The sequence below is a fragment of the Hyphomicrobium sp. CS1BSMeth3 genome, assembly GCF_900117415.1.
Classification (GTDB): Bacteria; Pseudomonadota; Alphaproteobacteria; order Rhizobiales; family Hyphomicrobiaceae.
The window spans coordinates 695,419-718,623 of the sequence record NZ_FPEI01000005.1 but is presented as its reverse complement, the minus strand read 5'-3'; the positions used below and the strand labels follow the sequence as shown (position 1 = coordinate 718,623).

Below are 23,205 nucleotides of genomic sequence, written 5' to 3'. Positions count from 1 at the left end.
GCCCGTGACGCCTCGGAAATAGCATCATAAGAATGGCGCCGGAGCGGCGCACGTATCTAGTGTCCCGATTCCGAAGTTTGCTTAACCTTGATGCTAGTGTCCCGAGCGAACTTCGGAAGCAAAAGGGACACTAGAATCATAAACTTGATCGTGTGATTCAGATCGAGAAATTCGCTCGATACCGTGCCCGGGAGGTGGCGAATTTCTCGATCATCACACGAGCGGCCGCATGGTTCACAGGGAATAGGCTCAAGGAAGAAGAAATGGCATTCGAGGAACGGCTGGGCGAAATCGCCGCGCTCGTCGAAAATCGCCTCGCCGCGTTGCTTGGCCAGGATGCGCTCGGGGCGACGCCGCCGGTGCTGGGGGCCGCCATGCGCCATGCCGTGCTCGGCGGCGGCAAGCGCTTTCGGCCGTTCCTCGTCATCGAGGGCGCGCGCGTGCTCGGCATGTCGGATATGGCGGCCGTGGACACGGCCTGCGCCGTCGAGTGCCTGCATTGCTATTCGCTCGTGCATGACGATCTCCCGGCCATGGACAACGACGAGCTGCGCCGCGGCCAGCCGACCGTCTGGAAGGCCTTCGACGAGGCGACAGGAATTCTAGCTGGCGACGCGCTCCTCACTTTCGCCTTCGAGCTGCTGGCACGGCCATCGACGCACGCCGATGCAGCCGTGCGGGCGGCTCTGGTGCTCGGCCTCGCCGAAGCGGGCGGTTCAGCCGGCATGGTCGGCGGGCAGGTCCTGGACCTCGCCTCCGAGAAAGGCGACGCGACAGCGCTGCACACGCTCGATGGCGTGAGCACGATCCAGCGCATGAAGACGGGCGCCCTGATCCGCTTTTCCGCCGAAGCGGGTGCCATTCTGGTCGGCGCCGCGCCGGATGAGCGCCGCGCGCTCCGTGTCTATGGCAAGGCGCTCGGCGCCGCCTTCCAGATTGCTGATGATCTTCTCGATGCCGAAGGCGACGCAAGCGCGACTGGCAAGGCCGTCGGCAAGGATGCGGCTGCCGGCAAGGCGACATTCGTGACGGTGTTGGGCATCGCTGGCGCCCGCAAGCGGCTCGCCGAGCTCAATGCCGAGGCCCGCGCGGCGCTGGCGCCGTTCGGCGAAGGGGCGCACCATCTGGCGGCCGCCATCGACTTCGTGAGCAACAGGCGCGGCTGAGGGTGGCCAGCCCCTAGGCTCCAGTGCCATAGTGGACCAATCGGTCTCGGCAGATGGACCGGCAGAGAAGCTGGGAGGCAATGCCCGAATGAACTTCACCGAGCACGCCGGAAAGGCCGCCCTGCGCGCGGCCGGCATCCCGACGCCCGAGGGCATCGTCGCACGGACACCGGAGGACGTGGCCGATGCCGCGCGCCGTATCGGCAAGTGCGTGATCAAGGCGCAGGTGCTGACCGGCAAGCGCGGCAAGGCGGGCGGTATCAAGCTCGCGACGACGCCGGAGGAGGCCGCCAATCATGCCCGTGCGATCCTCGGCATGACGATCGGCGAGCATAAGGTCGATCACGTGCTGGTCGATCCGCAGGTGAACATCGCGCGCGAGATGTACGCCGCAGTGCTCAACGATCCCGAGACGCAGGGGCCGCTCCTGCTGTTCTCGCCCGAAGGTGGCATGGATATCGAGGAGATCGCGGCCGAGCACCCGCATGCGCTGCTGCGCCTTCCCATCAGCATCATCAAGGGGCTCGACGAGGAGGCACTCGCTGCCGCCGTGCGGCGCTACGATCCGCCGGCTGCCGGCGCCATCACCGACATCCTCGTCAAGCTCTACGAGGCCTATCGTGCGAGCGACGCGGAGCTCGTGGAGATCAATCCGCTCGTGCAGATGCGCGACGGGCACTTCATTGCGCTCGACTGCAAGCTGACGGTCGATGACAGCGCGCTGACGCGCCAGGAGGCGCTCGCCCACTCCGGTACGCCCGACAAGACGACCGATCTCGAGGCGCGCGCCAAGGCGCTGCATCTCAAGTACATCGAGCTCGACGGCGAAGTCGGCGTGCTCGCGAACGGCGCCGGCCTCACCATGACGACCATGGATGCGATCCGCCATTTCGGCGGCCAGCCGGCGAACTTCATGGAGATCGGCGGCGACAGCTACACGAAAGCCGTTCCGGCGCTGGAGATCGTGCTCGCGAACCCGAACGTGAAGGCGCTGCTCGTCAATTTCTGCGGGGCCTTCGCGCGCACGGACGTCATGGCCGAGGGCGTGATCAATGCCTGGCTGCACCTCAAGCCGAAGATCCCGATCGTTTTCACGATCCACGGTACGGGCGAGGATGAGGCCATTGCCATGGTGCGCGAGCGGCTCGGCATCGAGCCGCACGATCTCATGGACGACGCGGTGAAGGCGGCTGTCGCCGCGGCGAAGGGGGCGCGCGCATGATCATCGGCGGCAAGGAGACCGTGCTGGTGCAGGGCATCACCGGCAAGCAGGGGACGTTCTGGTCCGAGCGCATGCGCGACTACGGCTCCAGGATCATCGGCGGCGTCAATCCGCGCCGCGCGGGCGAACGCCATCTGGATCTGCCCGTGTGGGCCTCGGCGCAGGATGCGGCGAAGGATCAGAAGATCGATGCGGCCGTGATGTTCGTGCCGCCGTTCGGCGTAAAGGAAGCCGCGCTCGACATCATCGCGGCGGGCGTGCGTAAGATCGTCTGCCTTACCGAGCACGTGCCCGTGCAGGACACGATGTACTTTCTTGCCGCGGCGCGCGAGCGCGGGGCTCAAGTCATCGGCCCGAACACGGCCGGCCTCGTGACGACGGGCGTGAGCTTCGTCGGCTTCATGCCGGCCTTCAACCAGCGCGTCTTCCAGAAGGGCGATATCGGCGTCATCTCGCGCTCGGGCTCGCTCGGCACGCTGCTCTGCCTCAATCTCGTGCAGGCGGGGCTTGGCATCTCGTCGTTCGTCGGCATCGGCGGCGACCCGATCATCGGCACCACGACGCGCGATGCGCTCATGGCGCTGGACAAGGATCCGGCGACGAAGGCGATCGCGCTCGTCGGCGAGATCGGCGGGGCCATGGAGGAGGCGGCAGCGGAGTACGCGGCGAGCATGAAGAAGCCGGTGGCGGCCTTCATCGCCGGCGCCGCCTCGCCGCCCGGCAAGAAGATGGGCCACGCAGGTGCGATCGTGATGGGCGATCGCGGCTCCTATGCCGGCAAGAAGGCGGCGCTGGAAGAGGCGGGCGTCACGGTATGCGCGACGCCGAACGAGGTGCCGGGCGTGCTCAAGGCGCGGCTCAAGCGGTAGTCTCAGCGCCCGATCAGCCGCTCGATGGCCGGGATGAGCTCGTCGTAGTGCTCGATGATGGCATCGGGCGCGAGGTCGCGGACGTGCACGTCGGTGTAGCCAAACGTCACCGCGACGACGGGGATGCCGGCCGCTTTGGCGGTGTCGATGTCCGTCTTGCTGTCGCCGACCATGATCGCGTGGTTCGGATCACCGCCGGCCATGCGGATCGCGCCGATGAGGTGGTCGGGGTGCGGCTTGCAGACCGGGAAGGTGTCGCGCCCCGCCAGGGCTGCAAAGCGCGCGCGCAGCCGGAGATCGCCGAGGAGTTGCTCGGAAAGCGCAGCCTGCTTGTTCGTGCACACGGCAAGCCGTGCGCCCTCGGCCGTCAGGCGGTCCAGCGAGGTCTCGAGCCCGGGAAAGGCATGGCTCGTCGCGGCGATATTGGTCCGGTAGTAGGCGAGAAAGCGCTCGAGATGGGCTGCCGCTTCAAGCGCCGCAATCTCCCGGCCGTGCAGCCGGAAGCCTTCCTTGATCATCGCCGCTGCGCCGAAGCTGATCGACGGCCTGATGAGCTCTGGCGCGACAGGTGCCAGATCCACCGCAGCGAGCACGTGGTTCGTCGCGGCGATGAGGTCCGGCGCGGTCTCGACGAGCGTCCCGTCGAGATCGAAGGCTACGGTCAGATCCCGCATGAGCAGACTCTCCTCGGGCGCTTGCTCATGCAAGGCAACTCCTATAGAGTGAACAGAAAGAGAACATGTGCGCGCCAGCGGCAGGCATCACCGAGGCGGCAGTGCAGGCGGCGAGAATGCCGTGAATTTGGTGCATAAGCATCGGTTCGCCGCGAGGCTTGGCCTAGTTAGCGCGTACTCTCTACCGGACGAATCGGGCTCCTGGAAGCGGGCGTTCCGGCGCGGCTGAGGTCGCGCGCAAGCTTAGCTACAGGGCCAAAGCAAAGGAGTGAGACCATGGCCGGTTCCGTTAACAAGGTGATCCTGATCGGCAATCTCGGCCGCGATCCCGAGATCCGCCGCACGCAGGACGGGCGGCCGATCGCCAATCTGCGGATCGCGACGAGCGAGAGCTGGCGCGACAAGAACTCCGGCGAGCGCCGCGAGAAGACCGAGTGGCATTCGGTCGTGATCTTCAACGAGGCCCTCTGCAAGGTCGTCGAGCAATACCTCAAGAAGGGCTCCAAGGTGTACGTCGAGGGCGCCCTGCAGACGCGCAAATGGCAGGACCAGCAGGGCCAGGAGCGCTATTCGACCGAAGTGGTCCTGCAGGGCTTCAATGCCGTGCTGACCATGCTCGACGGCCGGCCTGGTGGCGGCATGAGCGACAGCGCCCAGTCCGACTACGGCGACAACGGCGGCGGTGGCTACAGCGAGCCTCCGCGCCGCTCGGGTGGTGGCGGCGGCGGCAGCAAGGGCGGCTTCGACAAGAAGCTCGACGACGAAATCCCGTTCTGAAAGGGGCCGGGGCTAAGGCAACGAACTTGAAATTCGCCTCAGCTCGATGTTGAGCGGGGAGCGAATTTCAAGTCCAAAGACGCTTTAGAACTCGCGGTCCCAGTAGGGCGTCCGCCTAGGTGCTCCTGAGGTGGCACGCGACGGCGTGGCCATTGGCGCCGGTCTTCAGCTCCGGCTTCTCGTTCGCGCAAAGCGGGAGCTGGCGGATGGGGCAGCGCGTGTGGAAGTGGCAGCCCGTCGGCGGGTTGATCGGGTTCGGCACGTCGCCCTGCAACATCACGCGCTTGCGCTTCACGCTCGGGTCGGGGATCGGCACTGCCGAAAGCAGCGCCTCGGTATAGGGGTGCTTGGGGTTGGTGTAGAGATCGTGCGCCGTCGCGATCTCGACGATGCGCCCGAGGTACATCACCGCGACGCGCGTCGAGATGTGCTCGACGACCGAGAGATCGTGGGCGATGAACAGGTACGTCAGGCCGAACTGCTCCTGCAGATCCTCGAGCAGATTGATGACCTGGGCCTGGATCGACACGTCGAGCGCCGACACCGGCTCGTCGCACACGATCAGCTTGGGCTCGACCGCGAGCGCGCGCGCAATGCCGATGCGCTGGCGCTGACCACCGGAGAACTCGTGCGGGAAACGCCGCATGTGATCGGGCTGCAGGCCGACGCGCTCCAGAAGCTCGACGACGCGCGCCTCCAGGGCCCTGCGATTGGCAGCGAGCCCGTGGATCACCAGCGCCTCGCCGATGATGGCGCCGACGGTCATGCGAGGATTGAGCGACGCGAACGGATCCTGGAAGATGATCTGCATGTCGCGGGCGACGGCGCGCAGCTCGTTCTTGCCCATGGCCGCGACGTCCTTGCCTTCGAACCAGACCTCGCCCGAGGTCGGCTCGATGAGGCGCAGAATGCAGCGGCCGGTCGTCGACTTCCCGCAGCCGGACTCGCCGACGAGGCCCAAGGTCTCGCCCTTCTCGATGTGAAAGCTCACGCCGTCGACTGCGTGCACGCGATCGACCACGCGCGACAAGAGCCCCCCGCGAATGGGGAACTGCTTGACGAGACCGTTCACGGTCAGCAGCGGTTTGGTCGTCACCGGCGCGGCTCCATCTGAGGACATTCGGTCTCCGGCTCCTTGCGACGTCCGATCAGTCATAAAGAATGCACGCGACCTTATGGCCGGGCTCGATCTCGCGCAGTGGCGGCTGTGCCTTGGTGCATTCTTCGCGGGCAAAGCGACAGCGGGCGGCGAAACGACAGCCCGGTGGCGGCCTCAGCAGACTCGGCACCGTGCCGCCGATGGCTTCGAGGCGGACCTTCTGCGTTGCGGCGGTGTCGATGCGCGGGATCGAGCGGATGAGGCCCTGCGTATAAGGGTGGCGCGGGTTGGCGAAGAGCTGCTCGACGCCTGCCTCTTCCACGACCTTGCCGGCATACATGACGACGACGCGCTGCGCCGTCTCGGCAACGACGCCCATGGCGTGGGTGATCAACATGATCGCCATGCCGAACTGCGATTTCATATCCTGCAGCAGCTCGAGGATCTGCGCCTGGATGGTGACGTCGAGCGCGGTCGTCGGCTCGTCGGCGATCAGCAGCTTCGGATTGCACGAGAGCGCCATGGCGATCATCACGCGCTGGCGCATGCCGCCCGAGAACTGGTGCGGATAGTCGTGCACGCGGCGCTGCGGATTGGGAATGCGCACCAGATTGAGCATCTCGACTGTGCGCTCGATGGCGGCCTTACGGCCCAGGCCCTCATGGCGGCGCACGACCTCCGCAATCTGCTCGCCGACGGTGAAGACCGGATTGAGCGACGTCATCGGTTCCTGGAAGATGATCGCGATTTCCTTGGAGCGGATGTTGTCCATCTCCTGCGTCGGCAACGGGATGAGGTCGCGTCCCTGCCAGAGGATCTGGCCGTTGACGAACTTGCCTGGCGGCATCGCGATGAGCTTGAGAACGGAGAGCGCGGTCACCGTCTTGCCGCAGCCCGATTCGCCGACGACGCAGACGGTCTCGCCGCGCGAGATCGAGAGGCTCACGCCGTCGACTGCGCGCACCATGCCGTCATCGGTCTTGAAATGCGTCTCGAGACCCCGGATCTCGAGCAAAGGCTGGTCCATACGGTCTCCCCGATGCGCGGGCTATTTGTGCACGGCCTCCAGCTTGCAGCCGTCCGGATCGTTCACGAAGGCGGCGTAGGAGCTGGGGCGATAGTGGGCGCGCAAGCCCGGTGTGCCGGCGTCGGTGCCGCCGGCTTCGAGCGCTGCGCTGTAAAAAGCGACGACGGCAGGACGCGAGAACAGCGCGCGTGCGGCGTCATAGAAGGCCGTCGCACGGGCGAGGTCCTCGACGCCGAACGACAAGTGGCCGAGCATCGAGCGAGTGCGGTCCGGCGGCGCGTCTGCGTCGATCACAGGGTCCTCACAGAACGCGGCGCGGGTCGAGGGCATCGCGCAGACCGTCGCCGATGAAGTTGATCGTCAGCACGGTCAGGAAGATCGCGGCGCCGGGGAAGAGCGCCCAGTGCGGCGCGAAGTCGAGGTTGTCCTTGGCATCGAACAGCAGGCGGCCCCAGGTCGGGATGTCCGGCGGGAAGCCCAGGCCGAGGAAGGAGAGCGTCGACTCCGCGATGATGGCCGCGGCGACGTCGATCGTGCCGGCGACGATCACGGGGCCGAGCGCATTGGGCAGGATGTGCCGCACGACCTGGCGGACTTTCGAGGCGCCGAGCGCGCGCGCGGCCTCGACGAACTCTTTCTCACGGAGCGACAGGAATTGCGCACGCACGAGGCGCGCGACGGGCATCCATCTGAGGCCGCCGATCACGATCACGATCAGGATGAACGTTCCGCCCTCGGGACCGAACGTACCTTTGAGGGTATCCCGGAAGAGGTAGATGACGAGCAGCAGCAGCGGAAGCTGCGGCAGCGACAGAAAGAGGTCGGTGAGCCACATGAGCGCCGAGCCGACCCAGCCGCGCGACATGCCGGCGATCGCGCCGATGATCGTGCCGACGAAGATCGCGACGAACATGGCGGCGAGCCCGACCGCGAGCGAGATGCGTCCGCCGTAGAGCATGCGCGCGAGAAGATCCTGGCCGAGGTCGTCCGTGCCGAAGGGATGCTTCCAGGATGGGCCCTGCAGGGTCGCGGCGAAATCGATCTGATTGATCGGGATCCGCCAGATGAGCGGCCCGATCAGGATGGCGAGCACCATGAGGCCGAGAATGAAGGCGCTGATGACCGCGAGCTTGTGCCGGCGAAAGCGGCGCCATGCCTCGCGCGTCGGCGAGAACGTCGGCGCGCGCTGCTGTGCGGGTGCGGCCGCCTCAGCGGAAGGTGATGCGAGGGTCGAGCCAGCCATACAGGATATCGGCGATCAGGTTGAAGAGGACGACGAGACAGGCGAACACGAATGTCACGGCCATGATGACCGGCGTGTCGTTGGCGAGGATGGAGCTGATGAGCAGCGAGCCGATGCCGGGGATGCGGAAAATCTGCTCGGTCACGATGGCGCCGCCGAAGATCGCCGGCATCTGCAGCGCGACGAGCGTGACGACGGGGATCAGTGCGTTGCGCACGACGTGCTTGACGATGACGACGCGTTCGCCGAGGCCCTTCGCGCGGGCGGTGGTCACGTAGTCGAGGCGGATCACGTCGAGCACGGCCGAGCGCACGTAGCGGACGAGCGAGGCGCCCTGGAAGAGACCGAGCACGGCAATCGGCATGATGGCCTGCCGGATGTGCTCCCAATACCATCGCCAGCCCACGGCCTTTATGTCCGCCTGATAGACGAACGGCAGCCAGTCGAGCCAGATGCTGAAGACGAGGATGAAGAGCAGGCCGGTGAAGAACGTCGGCAGCGAGAAGCCGATGAAGGCGAGCGTATTCGCGATCTGATCGAAGACGGAGTACGGGCGTGTCGCCGCAATCACCCCGACCGGTATCGCGATCAGCAGCGCCAGGATCTGCGACGAGCCGATCACGAACAGCGTCACGCCGAGGCGCTGCAGGATGAGCTGATCGACGTTGATGCGGCTGACGAAGGAGTAGCCCCAGTCGCCCTGGGCCATGGCCGTGATCCAGCGGACGTAACGTACCGCGACTGGATCATCGAGGCCGAACTTGGCGCGCAGTGCCATCCGAACTTCGGGCGGCACTGCGGGATTTGTGGCGAGTTCCTCGAAGGGGTCGCCTGGCGCGAGCGCCAGGACCGTGAAGAGCACTACGCTGATACCGAGCAGGCTCGGAATGGCGATGAGAAGCCGGCGAAGGATGTAATATCCCATCGGTGCTTGGATCCGTTCTCGTTTCCGAGCCTGTCAGTCGCCGTGCCTCACGCCTCCCGGTACCAGCGGGCGAGGGCCCACGTATCATTGTCCCAGCCGCTCACATCCGCGCGCAAGGTCTTGGAGCGCGAATGGGCGCGCGGACGATAGACGACGGGAATGATCGTGCCGTTCTCCGGTCCGACGACGATATCGTTCATGCGGATGAACAGTGCGGCGCGCTTCACAGGGTCGAGTTCACCCTGGGCCTCCTTGTAGAGCTTGTCGTACTCTCCGTTGCGGAAGCGCGAGGAGTTGCGGCCCTGCCACTTGTTGTCCTTGGTCGCGACCTCCCATGAGCAGTACTGGTTCATGAAGCGATCGGGATCAGGCTGCGACATGGTCGTCGTGTACATCTGTATGTCGGCGTAGAACTTCGGATAGGTATCCGGGTTGGCCACGTCCGACGAGAAGAAGACCGAGGCGACGACCGACTTCAGCTCCAGGTCGATGCCGGCCTGCTGAGCGGCCTGCTTGACGATCGCTTGATTCTTCTGGCGCGGCGCGTTGATCGACGTCTGATAGACGAACTTGAGCTTGACGCCGCCCTTCTCGCGGATGCCGTCGGCACCCTTCTTCCAGCCGGCTTTGTCGAGAAGCTCGTTCGCCTTGGCGACGCTGAACTCGTACTTCGTGTTCTTGGAGTTGAAGCGCTCGGGATTGTTGAGGAAGTTCGCCGTGGCGACGCCGGTGCGCCCGTAGATGTGATCCTCGACCGACTTGCGGTCGACGAGCAGCATCATGGCCTGACGGACGGCTGGGTCCGAGAAGGCGGGATGCTTGGTCTTGATGCTCGAGCGCTCGCCGTCGACTTCGGTCCAGGGATCGGTCGAGTTGAGCTGGATGAACTCGATGTTGCCGCCGGGGACGACGTGGACCTCGCCCTTGCCGCCGGTCTCGAGGCGCTTCAGGATCGCGTCCTCGACCTGCATGTTCCAGGCATAGTCGTACTCGCCCGTCTGCAGGACAGCGCGTGCCGCGGAGACGGCATCGCCGCCGCCCTTCATTTCGAGCGTATCGAAGTAGGGCTGGTTCGGGATGTGATAGTCCGCGAAGGCTTCAGCGCGGACCATGTCGCCCGGCTTGAAGTCGACGAACTTGAAGGCGCCGGTGCCGACCGGCTTCAGGTTCGTCGGCGCCTCGCGCGATTTCGCGCCCTTGTAGTCGACGAAGAGGTGCTTCGGAATGATCATGCCGGCGGTGCCGACGAAGGCATCGGCCCAGAAGGGCGTCGGCTTGTCGAAGAGGATGCGGACGGTGAAGTCGTCGACCTTCTCGACCTTGACGTCCTTATAGGAGCCGCTCGTGACGGTCGCCGTCTCCGGGTCCGACGAGAACTCCCAGTTGAAGACGACGTCGTCCGCCGTGAAGGGCTTGCCGTCGTGCCACTTCACGCCCTGCTTCAGCTTCCACGTGACGGACTTGCCGTCCGCGGCGAGGCCGCCGTTCTCGCGGCTCGGAATCTCGGCGGCGAGCGCAGCAACGAGATTGCCGTCGGAGTCCCAACCGGCGAGCGGCTCGTAGAAGATGCGCGAAGCATCCTGGTCCTTCGTGCCGGTCGCAAAGTGAGGATTGAGAAGCGTCGGCGCCTGCCACCAGAGGAGCCGCAGAGCTCCACCACCGCCACGTTTCGTCGGTTTGTAGTTGAATTTCGTATCGGCGCGCGCGACGCCACAGAAGTCGAGCATCTGACTTGCCATCGGCGCAGTCAGCCCGAGCGCCAGCATCCGATTGACGAAGGAGCGGCGCGTAAGCTTGCCGTCCTTCACGTTGTCGATCAGTGCGCGCAACTCATGCTCTTTCATGAGAACACTCCAGCGGTTTTGAGCTTGCCCTTTGGCCGGGCAGGGCGCCCGGTGCGGCAGTGACGGTTGTCTTCTTGTATGCCATCAAACCAGCCCGGCCCGGATCGGTCAATGAGCCTCGACGGGATAAGCTTATTGTGGACTGCACGTTCTCTCCGCTAAGTTTGCCTGAAGAACCGGCGACGACAGGTTCGCAAAAAAAGCATCTTCCTGGGAGGCTCATCATGGTTTCAACGCTGGGCGAGGTCCTGCCCTTCGCTGCACGCCGCTATGGCGACCGTACGGCCCTGATCATCGGTACCGATCAGCTCACGTACCGGCAGCTCGACGAAGCCTCCAATGCTTTCGCGAACGGACTTGTCGGCGCCGGCGTACGGCCCGGCGATCGCGTGACGCTCTATGGTCCCAATGCGATCGAGTGGATGGTCGCTTACTTCGCGATTGCGAAGACGGGGGCGGTGGTCAATCCGATCAACGTCATGCTGACGCCGTCGGAGGTTGCGTTCATCGTTCAGGATTCCGGCGCTCGCGTGATCGTCGCATCAGCCGACAAGGCCGAGCCGCTGATGGGCCTCAAAGGCAAAGGCGAGCTTACCGAGATCGTCGCCTGGGGTGAAAAGCCGCCAACGAGCGCCATTCCCTTTGATCTCTGGCTCAAGCTCGGCGCGGCGCGCTTCGATGCCGTGCCCCGTTCGCCGAAGGACGTGGGTGCCATTTGCTATACCTCGGGCACCACGGGCCATCCCAAAGGCGCCGTTCAGCAGCACCGCTCGATCGTCGTGGCGGCTTATGCCGCGGCACTGATGAACACGCGCACGGCCGCCGATACGGTCGTGTCGCCGCTGCCGTCGCCGCACGTCTATTCGAGCTGTGTTTTCAACGCGGCCTTCCTGGTCGGCGCGAAGATGGTGATCCTGCCGCGCTTCAGCGAGGAGGGCATGTTCGCCGCCATTCAGGAGCACCGCGCGACGATCATCGATAGTGTTCCGACGGCTTACTACTACATGCTCGCGCACCCGAAGTTCGAGCGCTACGATCTCTCCTCGCTGACCCGTTGTACCGTTGGCGGACAAACGCTGCCTGTCGCGAAGTCGCTTGAGTGGACGGAGCGGACGGGCGCGCCCGTGCTCGAGCTTTGGGGCATGACGGAGCTGGCCGGCGCGGCGACCTTCAACCCCTTCTACGGCGCGAACAAGCCGGGCACGATCGGCGTGCCGATCCCGGGCTTCTCCTGCAAGATCGTCGACGTGACGGATCCCGATAAGGAGATGCCGGCCGGCGAGCGCGGCGAGCTGATGGTCAAGGGCCTCATGGTCATGGACGGCTACTACGGCAACGAGGCGAGCACGCGCGATACGCTGCGCCCCGATGGCTGGATGCATACGGGCGACATCGCGACCGTCGACGAGGACGGCTACTACACGATCGTCGACCGCAAGAAGGACATGATCCTGACGGCCGGCTTCAACGTCTATCCAGCGGAGCTCGAGCGCATTCTGTGCGGTCATCCGGCGGTGGCACTGGCGGCGGTTCGTGGTGTGCCGGATGAGGCAAAAGGTGAGCTCGCCAAGGCCTACGTCATGCTGAAGCCGGGCGCGACATCGAGCGGCAAGGAGCTTGCCGAGCATTGCCGCAAGCATCTCGCAGCCTACAAGATCCCGCGCGGCGTGCAGTTCGTGGAAACCGTGCCGATCACGTCCTCGGGCAAGATCATGCGCCGCCTGCTCTCGGACATCGACGACGGTCGCGTCGTGCTCGACGAGGTGACGGTCACGCGGCCAGGGTGAGGCGGAGCTACTTCCCCCGTCGCGATTTGCCGGCGAAATAGCCGAGCCATGCCCAGCCCGCGCCGAGGATGAAGGAGAGGACGAAGATCCCCGGAAATAGCCGCGGGTGGTCGGGCGATAGCCCGAGCTTCATGATGAGCCAGGAGAAGGCGACGCCCGCGATGCCCGCTGCAAAGGCGCCGACGATGATCTTCTGGGGCTGGTCGGCGAACCTGCCGACAAGATAGCCGGCGACGATCGTGCCGGGGTTCATCACCGCGTGGGTAATGATCTCGATGAGGTCTGGCGGAATATTGCGGAGCATGAGCACCGGCCTCCTCGGTGCGGGTCAGCTCTTGTTGGCCTTGGCGGTGATCTCGTCCTTGAGCTTCTCTTCCTCGTACTGAATGAACCATCCGACCATCTGTCGCCAAAGGGCCTCGCACATGTCGGGCGGGATGCCCTTCTCCTCGGCGAGTTGGCGCACGCGGTCGAAGACCTGCTGGTTGCGCCAGGGAACATTGGCTTCCTGGTTGAGGCCGAGCTTGATCTGCCAGGCGCGCTCCACGTAACCGAAGCGCTCGGCGATCATGCTGACGAGCGCGGTGTCGCAGCGGTCGATCTCGACGCGGACTTCGGAGAGGTCCTTGCAGTCCTGGGGGAGGCGCTTGGTCATCGCGGGCTCATCTCTTGTCTTCGGCATGTCGGGAAATGGAGACGCCGATGCGCGGCTCGGGCCTACGAGGCGGCGCGCATCGGCGGCAAGCGGACTTACTTCTTGCCGGCGCGCTCGGCCAGCACCTTGCGTGCAATGCGGAAGCATTCCACGCCCGCGGGGAAGCCCGCATAGATCGCGATCTGGTGGAGGATGGCCTTCAGCTCGTCCTGGGTGACGCCGTTGTTGAGGGCGCCGTTCAGATGGAGCTCCCACTCGTGCATGCGGCCGAGCGAGGCGAGCATGGTGAGGTTCATCATGGAGCGGATCTTCGGCGGGATGGTCGAATCCCCCCAGATCTTGCCCCAGCAGAACTCGTTCAGCATGTCCTGGAAGTCGGCGTTGAATGCATCCGCCGTCGCGAGGTTCTTCTCGACGTACTCGGCGCCGAGCGTTGCCTTGCGTGCCTTCAGGCCCTTCTCCCACAACTCGCGATCCATGTTCTTCTCCCGGAGTTTCCTCGCCCCATCGCCATCGATGCGGTCCGGGGCGACTTTTGACACCCTTTGGCCCAGGCCTCAAGCCGTCGGGCCGACGGGGGGTTTGTGGCGCGGTGATCACAAATGGCGGTGCAAGCCCATCAATCCCCAGGGTTCGCCCCGATGACGCCAGAATGTCCGCATCATTACGTGACGATTGGGTGGGATACGGGTGCCGGCCGAGCCACAGTTCGTGGCCGGACATTTTTTGAGAGCGTGTTTGGGAGATGCGTAGCCTACCCGTCTACATTATTGCGGCGCGACGGACGGCCATCGGGCGGATCGGTGGCCTGCACAGATTGCGCCGGGTCGAGGACCTGGCGGCGCCCGTCGTCGAGGCCGTCCTCAAGGATACCGGCGTCGAGGCGAGCGAAGTCGACGAGATCATCGTCGGCAACTGTACGGCCGGCGACAACCCGGCGCGCCTGATCGCCCTCGCGTCGGGTCTGCCCGTCACGGCCATGGCGACGACCATCGACCAGCAGTGCGCCTCGGGTCTCGAGGCGATCCTGGCGGCGGCGCGGCGGATCGCGGCCGGTGAGGCGGAGATCGTGGTCGCGGGTGGTGTCGAATCCCTTTCGACCGCGCCCTGGCGCATCGCCAAGCCTCGGAACCTCTTTCAGACACCCCACTTCATCCGGCCCGAGCCGACCGGTGCGGTGCCTATGGCGGAGCACGTGCCCCATATCTCCTGTGAGAAGCTTGCCCTGCGCCTCGGCATCACGCGCGCCGAGCAGGATGCATGGACCTTTACCTCGCATCGCAAGGCTGCCGAGGCGCGCGAGGCGCGGCACTTCGTCGGCGAGATCGTGCCGCTCCGGGCGACGACGGAGGAGGCCCGCGATCAGAGCGCCGTCGGGCCCGATGCCGACGATCTCGCCGATCTCGAGCCGATCGCCGGCGAGATGGGGACCCTCACCGCCGGCAATATCAGCGCGCTCCATGATGGCGCCGCCTTCGTGCTCGTTGTTTCGGAGGCCGAGTGGGAGCGACGTGGCCGGCCGCCGGCATTGAGGCCTGTCGTCAATGCCGCCTTGGGCGTCGAGCCGGGTCTCGAGGCTGAAGCTCCGATCGCGGCGGTGCAAAAGCTCTACAGCCGGCTCAATGGTCTCGACCGCAGCGCCATCTCGCTCTTCGAGCTGAGCGAGGCGGCGGCCGTGCAGGCGATTGCGCTCGGTCGCCAGCTCGGTCTCGACGAGGCCGCGATCAATCCGGAAGGCGGCGCGGTGGTCCGTGGCCATCCTCTCGGTGCCGCCGGTGCCGTGCTCGTGACGCGGCTCTTCTCGCGGCTCATCCGCAATGAGGCGGCGCGCGGCGCGCGCTATGGCGTGGCGGCGCTCGGTGCCAACGGCGGGCTCGGCCTCGCGGCGCTGTTCGAGCGCACCTGAGATCTTCCTCGGGCTGCCGGCCTCCCTGCGATCAGCTCCAGTTCAAGGCACAGTGCGGCCGCAATCTCGGCGTGAAAACGCCCCGGGACATGGTTAACATTCCGCGCGAGGGCAACGTGCACGTGTGTGCAGGGCTGGGCGGAGAGATGGATGGCGGACATTGATCTGGTCGCGGTCTCGCGGTGGCTGTCGTCGTCCGAATTTCTCTGGAACGCCCTCGTCCTCATCAGTGTGCTGGTCGCGCTGAGAGTGGCCGCGCAGATGCTGCGCGGCGGCCTTTCGGAAACGATCAAGAGCGCCTTCACGACGAACTGGCAGCTCACGATCCTCGCGACGAGCGCCTTCCTGCTCTCCGTTGCGTCGGGCTATCGCACGTGGGACGGCATGAGCCAGTTCACCGGCGACTGGGTCATGTCGGCGCTCATCACGTTCGGCATCCAGGGCGTGATGCTCATCATCGCCTGGCTGATCGGCGAAAGCTTCGCAGCCGGGCTCGCTGCGGGCCGCGCCAAGGCTGCGCACGGCGTCATCCGGCGCGTCTCGGGCGGGCTCGCTGGGCTCGTGGTCGGCGGGCTCGTCTTCGCGGCGGTGGCGCTGTTGGCCGCCATCTACTTCGGACTTATCGATCCGAGCCGCCCGGGTTGGGACTTCGCGGCGCCCGACAAGCTCATTCATCAGGTCGCGTTCGCAGCCGGCGCCGTCGTGCTGATCGGGCCGCTTTTCATGGCCCGCAGCGGCGGCATCATCGGCGACTACGCCAACGGATTGCGCATCGTGCTCGGCAATGCCGTGCTGTGGGTGATGTTCCTCGCCTGCGCCGGCACGAGCGTGTTCTTCTCGTACATCTCGCTCTTCGATGCGATCTTCCCGGCCTCGGAGCGCGAGCGCGCCGCCGAGATCCGCGCGATGAACCAGGTCGCGAGCGTCGTCTCCGACATCGGCGCGACGGCCACGCGGCGGCGCATTGCGGACGCCGAAGTGCTCTTCCAGTCACCCGCCTGGGCCGCGTACGAGCGCGAGCTCGACAAGGCCGCGCGGCTTGCCGCGAGCGCGCCGGACAAGATCCGCGAGGAAATGGTGCGCGCACTCCGCGATCAGGAGAGCCGCATTGCGCGTCTCGAAGAGCAACGCGCCAATGCATCCGGCGGGCAGGCCGGTCTCGCGCAGCGCAAGACGGCGCTCAACGAGGAGCTGACGCGTATCACCGCGGAGCGGCCCGAAGTCGCTGTTGCCGTACAGGAGCAGAAGAGCGTCGTCAGCAGCATCGAGAAGCGACTCGATGAGCAGCGCGCGAAGGTGCTTGCCGAGGAGAAGGGCGTCGAGGGTTCAGGGAAATCGGGTCGTGGCCAGTTCTGGCGTGCTGCGCGCGAGGAAGAGGGCAAGATCCAAGCCGAGATGCAGGTCGCGCGCGAGCGTCTGAAGGGCCACGAGACGCGCCTCACCGGCATCGATCGCCGCATTGCGACTGTGCGCTCGGAAATTGCCCAGATCGACGGCGATCTCGCCAAGCTGATCGGCGAGGCCGAGACCGCACAGCGCATGATCGCCGTTGCAAAGACCGCCGGCACGGGCGACCGCCAGGAAATGACCGACCCTTCGGCGACGGCCGCCGCGCTCGAGCGCGAGCGCCAGCACTTCCGCCAGAAGCCGGAGCAGGCAACGCTTGCCAGCCTGCAGTCCCTTTGCACCACCATGCAGGGCGTGAGCCTCAAAGTCGCATCGCTGCGCAATGAGGCTGCCGCCATCGATTGCGATCCGAGGCAAGCCACAGAGGCAGCGGCACCCGTCTTTGCGCTCAATGTCGGCCTCGCGGCGTACGCACAGAACTGTGCCGGCGGCGAGCGCCTGCCGCAGATGGGCGGTACCGATGCCCTGCTCCAGTTCGGCCGCAAGTGCCTGCAGGATGCAGGTCTCGCCTCACGTGAGGTCGCGCCGCTGGCTGCGCGCCTTTCCGCACTCGACCTCTCGCGTGACGACAAGGCACATAAGTTCGTCGTGAGCGCCAATGCGTTTACAGACGGCAACCGGCTGGCCTACCTCGCGCTCGCGATTGCCATCGGCATCGACTCTCTGATCCTCATGGCGGCGCTGTTCGGTGCAGGTGCCGTGCGCTCACCGCTGACGGACCTCGATGGCGTCAATGATTTAACGCCCGAGCAGCTCGAAGCGGCGATCGACGCGACGCTCCTGCAGACGGCGGAGCCAGCGCGGACGCTTTCCGCACTGCTCCAGGCGCAGCGCCCGATCGCCGGGACGAACGGCTACACCTCGGAGGTCTGGATCGACGACCACGATCCGCTGGCCGACGACATGCGCGCCGTGCTGACCGCGGGCGCCTCGATCGGTGCCGTGCGCCCGTTCGGCGATGGCCGCACGCAGTTCCAGATCAAGACGGGTCTCTCGCGCTACATCGCCATTGCGCAGAAGAAGAAGTGGCCGAAGAAGAGCGAGGAAGCCGCGCGGCGCGATCTGCTGCGGGTGATCGGAGTCGCCCTGTTGCCGGATACGAAGGGGGCGGCCGAGGCCGTTATCGAGGAGTTGCATCCGATCTCGGATCTCGCCGGCTACGCCGCGGAGGTGAATGTCCAGAGTCTCGCCGAGCCCTCGCGACTGCGGCTCGTGCGCGGCGTGCTCGGCGCTGGCGCGACGGTCTCGGGCGCGGTGCTGCGCGACCAGCGCGATGAAGGACGGTACTTCGTCAGCAGCGACTTCTATCGCACGCTGCTGCTGATGCGCGCTGGCGAGTACGGCGGCCATCGCGGGCCTTCGCCCGCGGCGATCCAGGATGCGCGGCGCAGCCATGGCGGCGCCTTGCGGGAGGAGCGCCTCCAGCTATCCAGTGATGATGCGCTGCCGCGAGGCCTGACACAGCGCATTGGCGATCTTTCGGAGAGGCCTGCCCAGCCCGCTGTCAGGGAGCTTGCCCTTCACGAGTGCATCGATGCGCTGATCGGGCGCCTCGGCATCAACGCGAACTTCGACCGCCTCGAGTGGCTGCTCGCCGATGACGAGGAGCGCCCGCTGAAGGCCGGCGATGCACTCGAGAAGCTGATGGTGACGCGGACGCGGCTCGGTGAGCAGTTGAGGAAGCTGGAGCGCGCGCGCAAGGAGCAGCTCGACCGCGAAACCGAGCGGTTGGAGCGCGAGGCGGGTCATCACGACGCGGTGCGGCTCCGTATGATCGGCGAGGCGGCGAATGCCGTTCATCGCACGCTGCCGATCCTGATGCTGCTTCCGGATGGTCTGTTCGAAACGACGCTCCGCCAGTGCCTGGAGGAGCTTGACGCAGCGGGCGCGCCGGACAATGGCCATCGCGATGTCGACCACCGGATGCAGGGCCAGATGCGCCTGCTCTCGATGGAGATCGCCCGCCAGAAGCGCGACGACTACGCCTCCTGGGAAACGGTAGAGGGGCTGCTGGCCAACTACGACGAGCAGGGCCCCACGCTGACCGTGGTCGGCCGGAACGGCTGATCAACACTTCAGCAAGTCGATCGTCGGCGCGTACTAGGGTCGCGAGCCATAGTACTGGTGGCTATAGCCGTAGCTTCCGAGATAGCCGTAGCTCCCGCCAAAGTTCTCGAAGCTCCAGACACGATCACCGTAGCGCTCGCCAGCAAAGCCGTAGACTCGGCCAGGATAGCCGTAGCTTGGGCCGCGATAGACGTAGTTTCGGCCACGATAGCGGTAGCTTCCGCCACGGTTGCCGTAGTTTCGGCCACGATAGCGGAGTTCGTATTGCACTTGTTGAATGTAGTTTTCGGCTGCAACCGAAGCTGCCGACGGTGAAAGCGGTGCCGCGGAAGTGCTCGCTGCTCCAATACCGACCATCGCTGCGCTTACCAATCCGACTGAGAACAGATGTCTCATGGCTATTGCCTTTCGAGCTGATAGGGGCCGACCGCTGCAATAGTCGGCCAACTGATGCTTGGCATAATGGCTGCACGGCCGAAATGAGGGCGTCAAAAAATGCTTAAGAGAGAGCGCGTTACAAATTCTTGTAGTTTTTGGAAGTAAATGAAAATGCAGGGTTTCGCCCTTGACGGCGGCACCCTGCTTGTCACATCTGCGTGGCAATGCCGCCGACCCGCGGGATCAGCAACCCGTGGGCGACGAAGAACCAGGATGCTCCGATGACGACGTCAGCGGCCCGCCGGGCCACGATCGACCGCCAGACCAAGGAAACGCGCATCACCGCGAGCCTCGACCTCGATGGGACGGGCGCCTACGACGTTGCGACCGGCGTCGGCTTTCTCGATCATATGCTCGAGCAGCTCGCACGCCACTCCCTGATCGACATCGAGCTCAGGGCCGAGGGCGACCTCCACATCGACTTCCACCACACGGTTGAGGATTGCGGCATCGTGCTCGGCCAGGCGTTGGCCAAGGCGCTCGGCGACAAGCGCGGCATCACGCGCTACGCGAGCGTCCACCTCCCCATGGACGAGGCCATGACGCGTGTCGCGATCGACGTGTCGGGCCGCCCTTATCTCGTTTGGGATGTGACGTTCACGCGCCCGAAGCTCGGCGAGATGGACACGGAGCTCTTCCGCGAGTGGTTCCAGGCCTTCGCCCAGAACGCCGGCATCACGCTGCACGTCGCCAACCTTTACGGTGAGAACAACCACCATATTGCCGAGACATGCTACAAGGGACTTGCCCGCGCGCTCCGGGAAGCGATCGCGATCGATCCCCGCCAGGAGCAGCGCGTCCCTTCGACCAAGGGCACGCTTTCGGTCTGAGGCCATCGTCTTGGGCCTGCACGCGAGGAGTTGAGCGTTGCGCGTCTATACCGTGCATGAATCCAAGGACCCGCCGTCCGACCGGCTCGACCGGGCCGAGGCCCTGCGCTTCGTCCGCGACGGCTTTTCCTGGACGGCGGCGATCTTTGCGCCGCTCTGGCTGCTCGTTCGTGGCTTCTGGCTGGCGCTGCTCGTCTATGTCATCGTCGCAGTGGTTCTGACCTTCGGCGTTCAGGCACTGGGGCTCGGCGACGAGATACAATCGCTCCTCATGATCGCCCTTCACGTGCTCGTCGGCTTCGAGGCTGACACGATCGAGCGCTGGACGCTGAAGCGCCAGGGCTGGGAGATGATCGGCACGGTCTCCGGTCGCGACGTCGTCGAGTGCGAGCGCCGGTTCTTCGATTCCTGGCTGCCGGATCAGCCGCTCCTGCGCCCGGAAACGCTTTCGGTCTCGCAGATCACGGGGAGTGGCGAAGCCTCCATGCCGCTCGGTGGCATGAGGGGCGACCGCGGCGGCTGGCGTTCGGCCTTTCCTTTTAGTGCGCGGCGGTGAATAAGGCGGTCATGGCGCGCACGACCATCATCGACTACGGATCCGGGAACCTGCACTCGGCACTGAAAGCCTTCGAGCGGGCGGCGCGAGAGGGCGGGTCAGGCGCGGAGATCGTGCTGACGTCAGATCCGGACGTGGTGGCGTCGGCCGACCGCGTCGTGCTGCCCGGCGTCGGTGCCTTTGCCGATTGCTATCAGGGGCTGCACCGCGTGAGCGGGATGCGCGATGCGCTCGAGCTCGCCGTGCGCCAGAAGGGTAGGCCGTTCCTCGGCATTTGCGTGGGTATGCAGCTCATGGCGAGCCGCGGCCTCGAGCATGGCGTGCACGAGGGGCTCGGCTGGATCGGCGGCGAGGTCGATGCGATCCACCCCTCTGATCCGGCACTCAAAATCCCGCACATGGGTTGGAATACGCTGGACGTCCGCCGGCCGCATCCCCTGCTCGAGGGGATCTCGACCGGCCCGGATGGGCTGCACGCTTATTTCGTGCACTCCTATCACCTGACGCCGGCCGATCCGGCAGATCTCGTGGCGGTGACCGACTATGGCGGGCCGGTCACGGCCATGGTCGCACGCGACAATCTCGCGGGAACGCAGTTCCATCCCGAGAAGAGTCAGCGCCTCGGCCTCGCGCTGATCGCCAACTTCCTTAGCTGGCGGCCCTGAGCGGCGCCGGCTCGTCGAGCACGTCGCCCTGCGGGAACGCGGCGTCTGCAGGCGCCGGGAAGGCGACGACGTTGCTCTGATCCTCCTCACGACGGCGGCGGCGGAACCAGCGCAGGCCCGTGTTGCGGAAGGCGGCTTCCTCGCGCACGGCCTGGACAAGCAGGCCATCGTGCTCGTCGAGGAGCCGCGCAAGACGGCCTTCGATCGCGTCCTGGCTCGTGTCCGTGCGGAGGTACCAGACGTTCGCGAGCGGCCGCGCCCAGGCTTCGCCGAGGGTCATGATCGCGTCGGCGAGGTAGGGCTGGTTCATGGCGGGATTGGCGAGGTCGTAGGAGACGAGATAGGTGCGCATGGCGAGGGTCCGTGGTCTGCGGGGCGGGGTGAGAACGTAGAAAGAACATGCGCTGATTCGGCCGTTTGGTCGACCGGAAGTTTATTGTTTGTTCTCATTCCTGCGGCGACTGCGCATGGCCCGCCTGCGTTCCGGCCTCAGTCGCTTACATGGCGGATCTTGCTGCCGTCCTGACGCACTTCCTGCACGACCTGAAAGCCCTCGAACTGCGACGGCCCGGCGACCAGCGGCTGCGTGGTTTCATTGCCGGCGCGGGCGTGCGCTTTGCGGAAGGCGTCCGACTTCGTCCAGCCGACGAAATCATCGTGGCTCCGCCAGATCGTGTGCGAGGCATAGAGCTGGTAGTCCTCGTGCTCGGGGCCTCGCAGGAGATGAAAAGCGACGAAACCCGGCACCTCGTGGAGGTAGCTGTCGCGGCTCGTCCAGACCTGCTCGAAGTCCTTCGCGCGCTCCTTGATGACGCGAAAGCGGTTCATGGCGATATACATCGTGTGCTCCCTGGGGTTCAGGTCCACATGGATGGTGATCGGCCGAGGATAGCACGACGATCCGCCGCCCGGCGCCCGCGCGGCAAATGCGCAGCCCCCGGTCGCCGCCGTCAGGTCGGCGGGGTGCCGCGCGCATTCTTCTTGACCATTTGAGTCAAGTATACCAAGGATGCCCCATGGCATGTCCTGGAGAGTGTGTGGAGATGAGCTCGAAGGGTCCCGGGGGGGCTCAGCCCGATGCCGCGGGCCAGTCCCGTGGGCAGGATCCGATACGGATCGAGCTGGCCGACCTGCTCGGCGGGCGTCGCGAGGCCATTATCGTTCACAATGGCTCCGACTACCGCCTGCGCGTCACGTCGAACGGCAAGCTGATCCTGACCAAATGACGGGGCGGCTTCCCAGGCTCGGGCGCATTTATTTGGGTCTGCCTCGCCAAGGGGCTGTAGGTGCGGTAGATATGCCCGGCAGGCGGCCATGGCAGGATCCGGCCGGCGCGGATGCAAGGCAAAGTTGGCACGATTGGAATCATTGAGGCTCTGGCACCATGCGGCTCAATAAATCGACCGGCGATGCCATCCGGATCCTGATCGCCTGCGCGCGCGCGGAAGGTGCGCTGGTGAAGGTCGTCGATCTCTCCGCGTCGCTCGACATCACCATGCAGAACGTCTTCAAGATCGTGCACATTCTCTCGCGTTCCGGCCTGACGGCGGCCGTGCGCGGGCGTCACGGCGGCATTCGCCTGAGCCGCCCTGCCGAGACGATCTTCGTCGGCGATATCGTGCGTGCGATGGAATCGACCGAGCCTGCGCTGGATACGGGTGCCGGCGTGACGCGCGTGCTCGATGATGCCCTCGAGGCGTTCATCGCCGTGCTCGACCGTCATTCGCTTGCCGACATGGTCGCGCGCGAGGCATCGGCAGCAGCCGATGCCGGAAAACCCGCGTCGCGAGGCGGCCGGACGCCGGCGAAATCGCGCGGCAAATCGTCCCGCAAGCCGCTGCAGACCACCGCTGCGCGCGCGGTGCGCGTCGAGCGGCCGGGGCGTGCGCTACCGCCAAAATCGTGACGCTTGAAGAGCTTCGCGAGGCGTACGTCCAATCGCTGCGCGGCACTTTATATTTAGAAGAATTCCAATCGCTTAAGTGATTGATCCCGCCCCTTGACAGGCGCGTGCGCGCAGGTATTTCTCTACCGACATAGTACAGTTT

25 protein-coding genes are annotated in these 23,205 nt (G+C 65.5%); 12 read left to right on the top strand and 13 right to left on the bottom strand.

What is annotated here, in order from left to right; all coding sequences use genetic code 11:
- The first annotated feature begins 263 nt into the window (after positions 1-263).
- The 3 genes from CS1BSM3_RS12505 (at position 264) to CS1BSM3_RS12495 (ending at position 3,257) form a co-directional block, all read left to right on the top strand.
- Entirely contained in the window at positions 264-1,166 is a 903-nt protein-coding gene (locus CS1BSM3_RS12505) for a polyprenyl synthetase family protein (protein ID WP_072387406.1), read from the top strand.
- 88 nt (positions 1,167-1,254) lie between these two features.
- Entirely contained in the window at positions 1,255-2,388 is a 1,134-nt protein-coding gene (locus CS1BSM3_RS12500) for a succinate--CoA ligase subunit beta (protein ID WP_072387405.1), read from the top strand.
- Positions 2,385-3,257, top strand: coding sequence for a succinate--CoA ligase subunit alpha (locus CS1BSM3_RS12495; protein WP_072387404.1), 873 nt, complete (start codon positions 2,385-2,387; stop codon positions 3,255-3,257). The genes CS1BSM3_RS12500 and CS1BSM3_RS12495 overlap by 4 nt, the downstream gene beginning before the upstream one ends.
- A gap of 2 nt (positions 3,258-3,259) precedes the next feature.
- Here CS1BSM3_RS12495 and CS1BSM3_RS12490 read toward each other — a convergent pair whose 3' ends face one another.
- The gene (locus tag CS1BSM3_RS12490) at positions 3,260-3,931 is read right to left on the bottom strand and encodes an HAD family hydrolase (protein WP_072387403.1); all 672 of its coding nucleotides are present in this window, start codon (positions 3,929-3,931) and stop codon (positions 3,260-3,262) included.
- 276 nt (positions 3,932-4,207) lie between these two features.
- Between CS1BSM3_RS12490 and CS1BSM3_RS12485 the strand changes: the two genes are divergently transcribed.
- Entirely contained in the window at positions 4,208-4,708 is a 501-nt protein-coding gene (locus CS1BSM3_RS12485) for a single-stranded DNA-binding protein (protein ID WP_072387402.1), read from the top strand.
- Between the two features lie 115 nt (positions 4,709-4,823).
- Here the strand turns inward: CS1BSM3_RS12485 and CS1BSM3_RS12480 are convergent, their stop codons facing one another.
- The 6 genes from CS1BSM3_RS12480 to CS1BSM3_RS12455 are packed head-to-tail and all read right to left on the bottom strand — an operon-like array spanning position 4,824 to position 10,846.
- A complete protein-coding gene (locus CS1BSM3_RS12480) occupies positions 4,824-5,828 on the bottom strand; it encodes an ABC transporter ATP-binding protein (protein ID WP_072387401.1) in 1,005 nt (334 codons plus the stop codon).
- Between the two features lie 28 nt (positions 5,829-5,856).
- Positions 5,857-6,834: an ABC transporter ATP-binding protein gene (locus tag CS1BSM3_RS12475; RefSeq protein WP_072387400.1), complete on the bottom strand. Its 978-nt coding sequence runs from the start codon at positions 6,832-6,834 to the stop codon at positions 5,857-5,859.
- 21 nt (positions 6,835-6,855) lie between these two features.
- On the bottom strand, positions 6,856-7,089 hold the full coding sequence (locus CS1BSM3_RS12470) for a VOC family protein (protein ID WP_072388145.1): 234 nt from the start codon (positions 7,087-7,089) through the stop codon (positions 6,856-6,858).
- Positions 7,090-7,135: 46 nt separating this feature from the next.
- Positions 7,136-8,077 carry an ABC transporter permease gene (locus CS1BSM3_RS12465; protein ID WP_072387399.1) on the bottom strand — a complete coding sequence of 314 codons (942 nt, stop codon included), beginning with the start codon at positions 8,075-8,077 and terminating at the stop codon, positions 7,136-7,138.
- Positions 8,043-9,002 (bottom strand): ABC transporter permease, encoded by a 960-nt coding sequence (locus CS1BSM3_RS12460; RefSeq protein ID WP_072387398.1) that lies wholly within the window; start codon positions 9,000-9,002, stop codon positions 8,043-8,045. Before CS1BSM3_RS12460 ends, CS1BSM3_RS12465 begins: the two co-directional genes overlap by 35 nt.
- Positions 9,003-9,049: 47 nt before the next feature.
- Complete coding sequence (locus CS1BSM3_RS12455) at positions 9,050-10,846, bottom strand: peptide ABC transporter substrate-binding protein (protein WP_072387397.1); 1,797 nt, start codon at positions 10,844-10,846, stop codon at positions 9,050-9,052.
- Positions 10,847-11,070: 224 nt separating this feature from the next.
- Between CS1BSM3_RS12455 and CS1BSM3_RS12450 the strand changes: the two genes are divergently transcribed.
- Positions 11,071-12,633, top strand: a complete 1,563-nt coding sequence (locus CS1BSM3_RS12450; RefSeq protein WP_072387396.1) for an AMP-binding protein — start codon at positions 11,071-11,073, stop codon at positions 12,631-12,633.
- Positions 12,634-12,640: 7 nt separating this feature from the next.
- Here the strand turns inward: CS1BSM3_RS12450 and CS1BSM3_RS12445 are convergent, their stop codons facing one another.
- The 3 genes from CS1BSM3_RS12445 to CS1BSM3_RS12435 all read right to left on the bottom strand — a co-directional run bounded on the left by CS1BSM3_RS12445 (position 12,641) and on the right by CS1BSM3_RS12435 (position 13,767).
- Positions 12,641-12,937, bottom strand: a complete 297-nt coding sequence (locus tag CS1BSM3_RS12445; RefSeq protein WP_072387395.1) for a hypothetical protein — start codon at positions 12,935-12,937, stop codon at positions 12,641-12,643.
- 24 nt (positions 12,938-12,961) lie between these two features.
- Positions 12,962-13,288, bottom strand: a complete 327-nt coding sequence (locus CS1BSM3_RS12440) for a chorismate mutase (RefSeq protein WP_072387394.1) — start codon at positions 13,286-13,288, stop codon at positions 12,962-12,964.
- Between the two features lie 95 nt (positions 13,289-13,383).
- Positions 13,384-13,767, bottom strand: a complete 384-nt coding sequence (locus CS1BSM3_RS12435; protein WP_072387393.1) for a carboxymuconolactone decarboxylase family protein — start codon at positions 13,765-13,767, stop codon at positions 13,384-13,386.
- Positions 13,768-14,033: 266 nt separating this feature from the next.
- On the opposite strand from CS1BSM3_RS12435, the gene CS1BSM3_RS12430 reads away from it, so the two are divergent.
- Complete coding sequence (locus CS1BSM3_RS12430) at positions 14,034-15,194, top strand: thiolase family protein (protein WP_072387392.1); 1,161 nt, start codon at positions 14,034-14,036, stop codon at positions 15,192-15,194.
- A 150-nt stretch (positions 15,195-15,344) separates the two neighbouring features.
- Entirely contained in the window at positions 15,345-18,668 is a 3,324-nt protein-coding gene (locus tag CS1BSM3_RS12425; RefSeq protein WP_072387391.1) for a coiled-coil domain-containing protein, read from the top strand.
- A 33-nt stretch (positions 18,669-18,701) separates the two neighbouring features.
- Here the strand turns inward: CS1BSM3_RS12425 and CS1BSM3_RS12420 are convergent, their stop codons facing one another.
- Complete coding sequence (locus tag CS1BSM3_RS12420; RefSeq protein WP_143149186.1) at positions 18,702-18,938, bottom strand: hypothetical protein; 237 nt, start codon at positions 18,936-18,938, stop codon at positions 18,702-18,704.
- Between the two features lie 389 nt (positions 18,939-19,327).
- Here CS1BSM3_RS12420 and hisB point away from each other — a divergent pair, with 389 nt between their 5' ends.
- The 3 genes from hisB to hisH are packed head-to-tail and all read left to right on the top strand — an operon-like array spanning position 19,328 to position 21,157.
- On the top strand, positions 19,328-19,936 hold the full coding sequence (gene hisB / locus CS1BSM3_RS12415; RefSeq protein ID WP_072388144.1) for an imidazoleglycerol-phosphate dehydratase HisB: 609 nt from the start codon (positions 19,328-19,330) through the stop codon (positions 19,934-19,936).
- Between the two features lie 37 nt (positions 19,937-19,973).
- Positions 19,974-20,492: a DUF2628 domain-containing protein gene (locus CS1BSM3_RS12410; RefSeq protein ID WP_072387389.1), complete on the top strand. Its 519-nt coding sequence runs from the start codon at positions 19,974-19,976 to the stop codon at positions 20,490-20,492.
- Between the two features lie 11 nt (positions 20,493-20,503).
- On the top strand, positions 20,504-21,157 hold the full coding sequence (gene hisH, locus CS1BSM3_RS12405; RefSeq protein ID WP_072387388.1) for an imidazole glycerol phosphate synthase subunit HisH: 654 nt from the start codon (positions 20,504-20,506) through the stop codon (positions 21,155-21,157).
- On the opposite strand, the gene CS1BSM3_RS12400 is transcribed toward hisH, so the two are convergent.
- Both CS1BSM3_RS12400 and CS1BSM3_RS12395 read right to left on the bottom strand, forming a co-directional pair.
- Positions 21,141-21,509, bottom strand: coding sequence for a hypothetical protein (locus CS1BSM3_RS12400; RefSeq protein WP_072387387.1), 369 nt, complete (start codon positions 21,507-21,509; stop codon positions 21,141-21,143). The two genes, hisH and CS1BSM3_RS12400, sit on opposite strands and share 17 nt — an antisense overlap.
- 137 nt (positions 21,510-21,646) lie before the next feature.
- Positions 21,647-21,997: an antibiotic biosynthesis monooxygenase family protein gene (locus tag CS1BSM3_RS12395; protein ID WP_072387386.1), complete on the bottom strand. Its 351-nt coding sequence runs from the start codon at positions 21,995-21,997 to the stop codon at positions 21,647-21,649.
- A gap of 203 nt (positions 21,998-22,200) precedes the next feature.
- Between CS1BSM3_RS12395 and CS1BSM3_RS12390 the strand changes: the two genes are divergently transcribed.
- Together CS1BSM3_RS12390 and CS1BSM3_RS12385 are read left to right on the top strand one after the other, a co-directional pair.
- Positions 22,201-22,383 carry a hemin uptake protein HemP gene (locus CS1BSM3_RS12390; RefSeq protein WP_072387385.1) on the top strand — a complete coding sequence of 61 codons (183 nt, stop codon included), beginning with the start codon at positions 22,201-22,203 and terminating at the stop codon, positions 22,381-22,383.
- Between the two features lie 158 nt (positions 22,384-22,541).
- Positions 22,542-23,063, top strand: a complete 522-nt coding sequence (locus CS1BSM3_RS12385) for an RrF2 family transcriptional regulator (protein ID WP_072387384.1) — start codon at positions 22,542-22,544, stop codon at positions 23,061-23,063.
- The last annotated feature ends 142 nt before the right edge of the window (positions 23,064-23,205 follow it).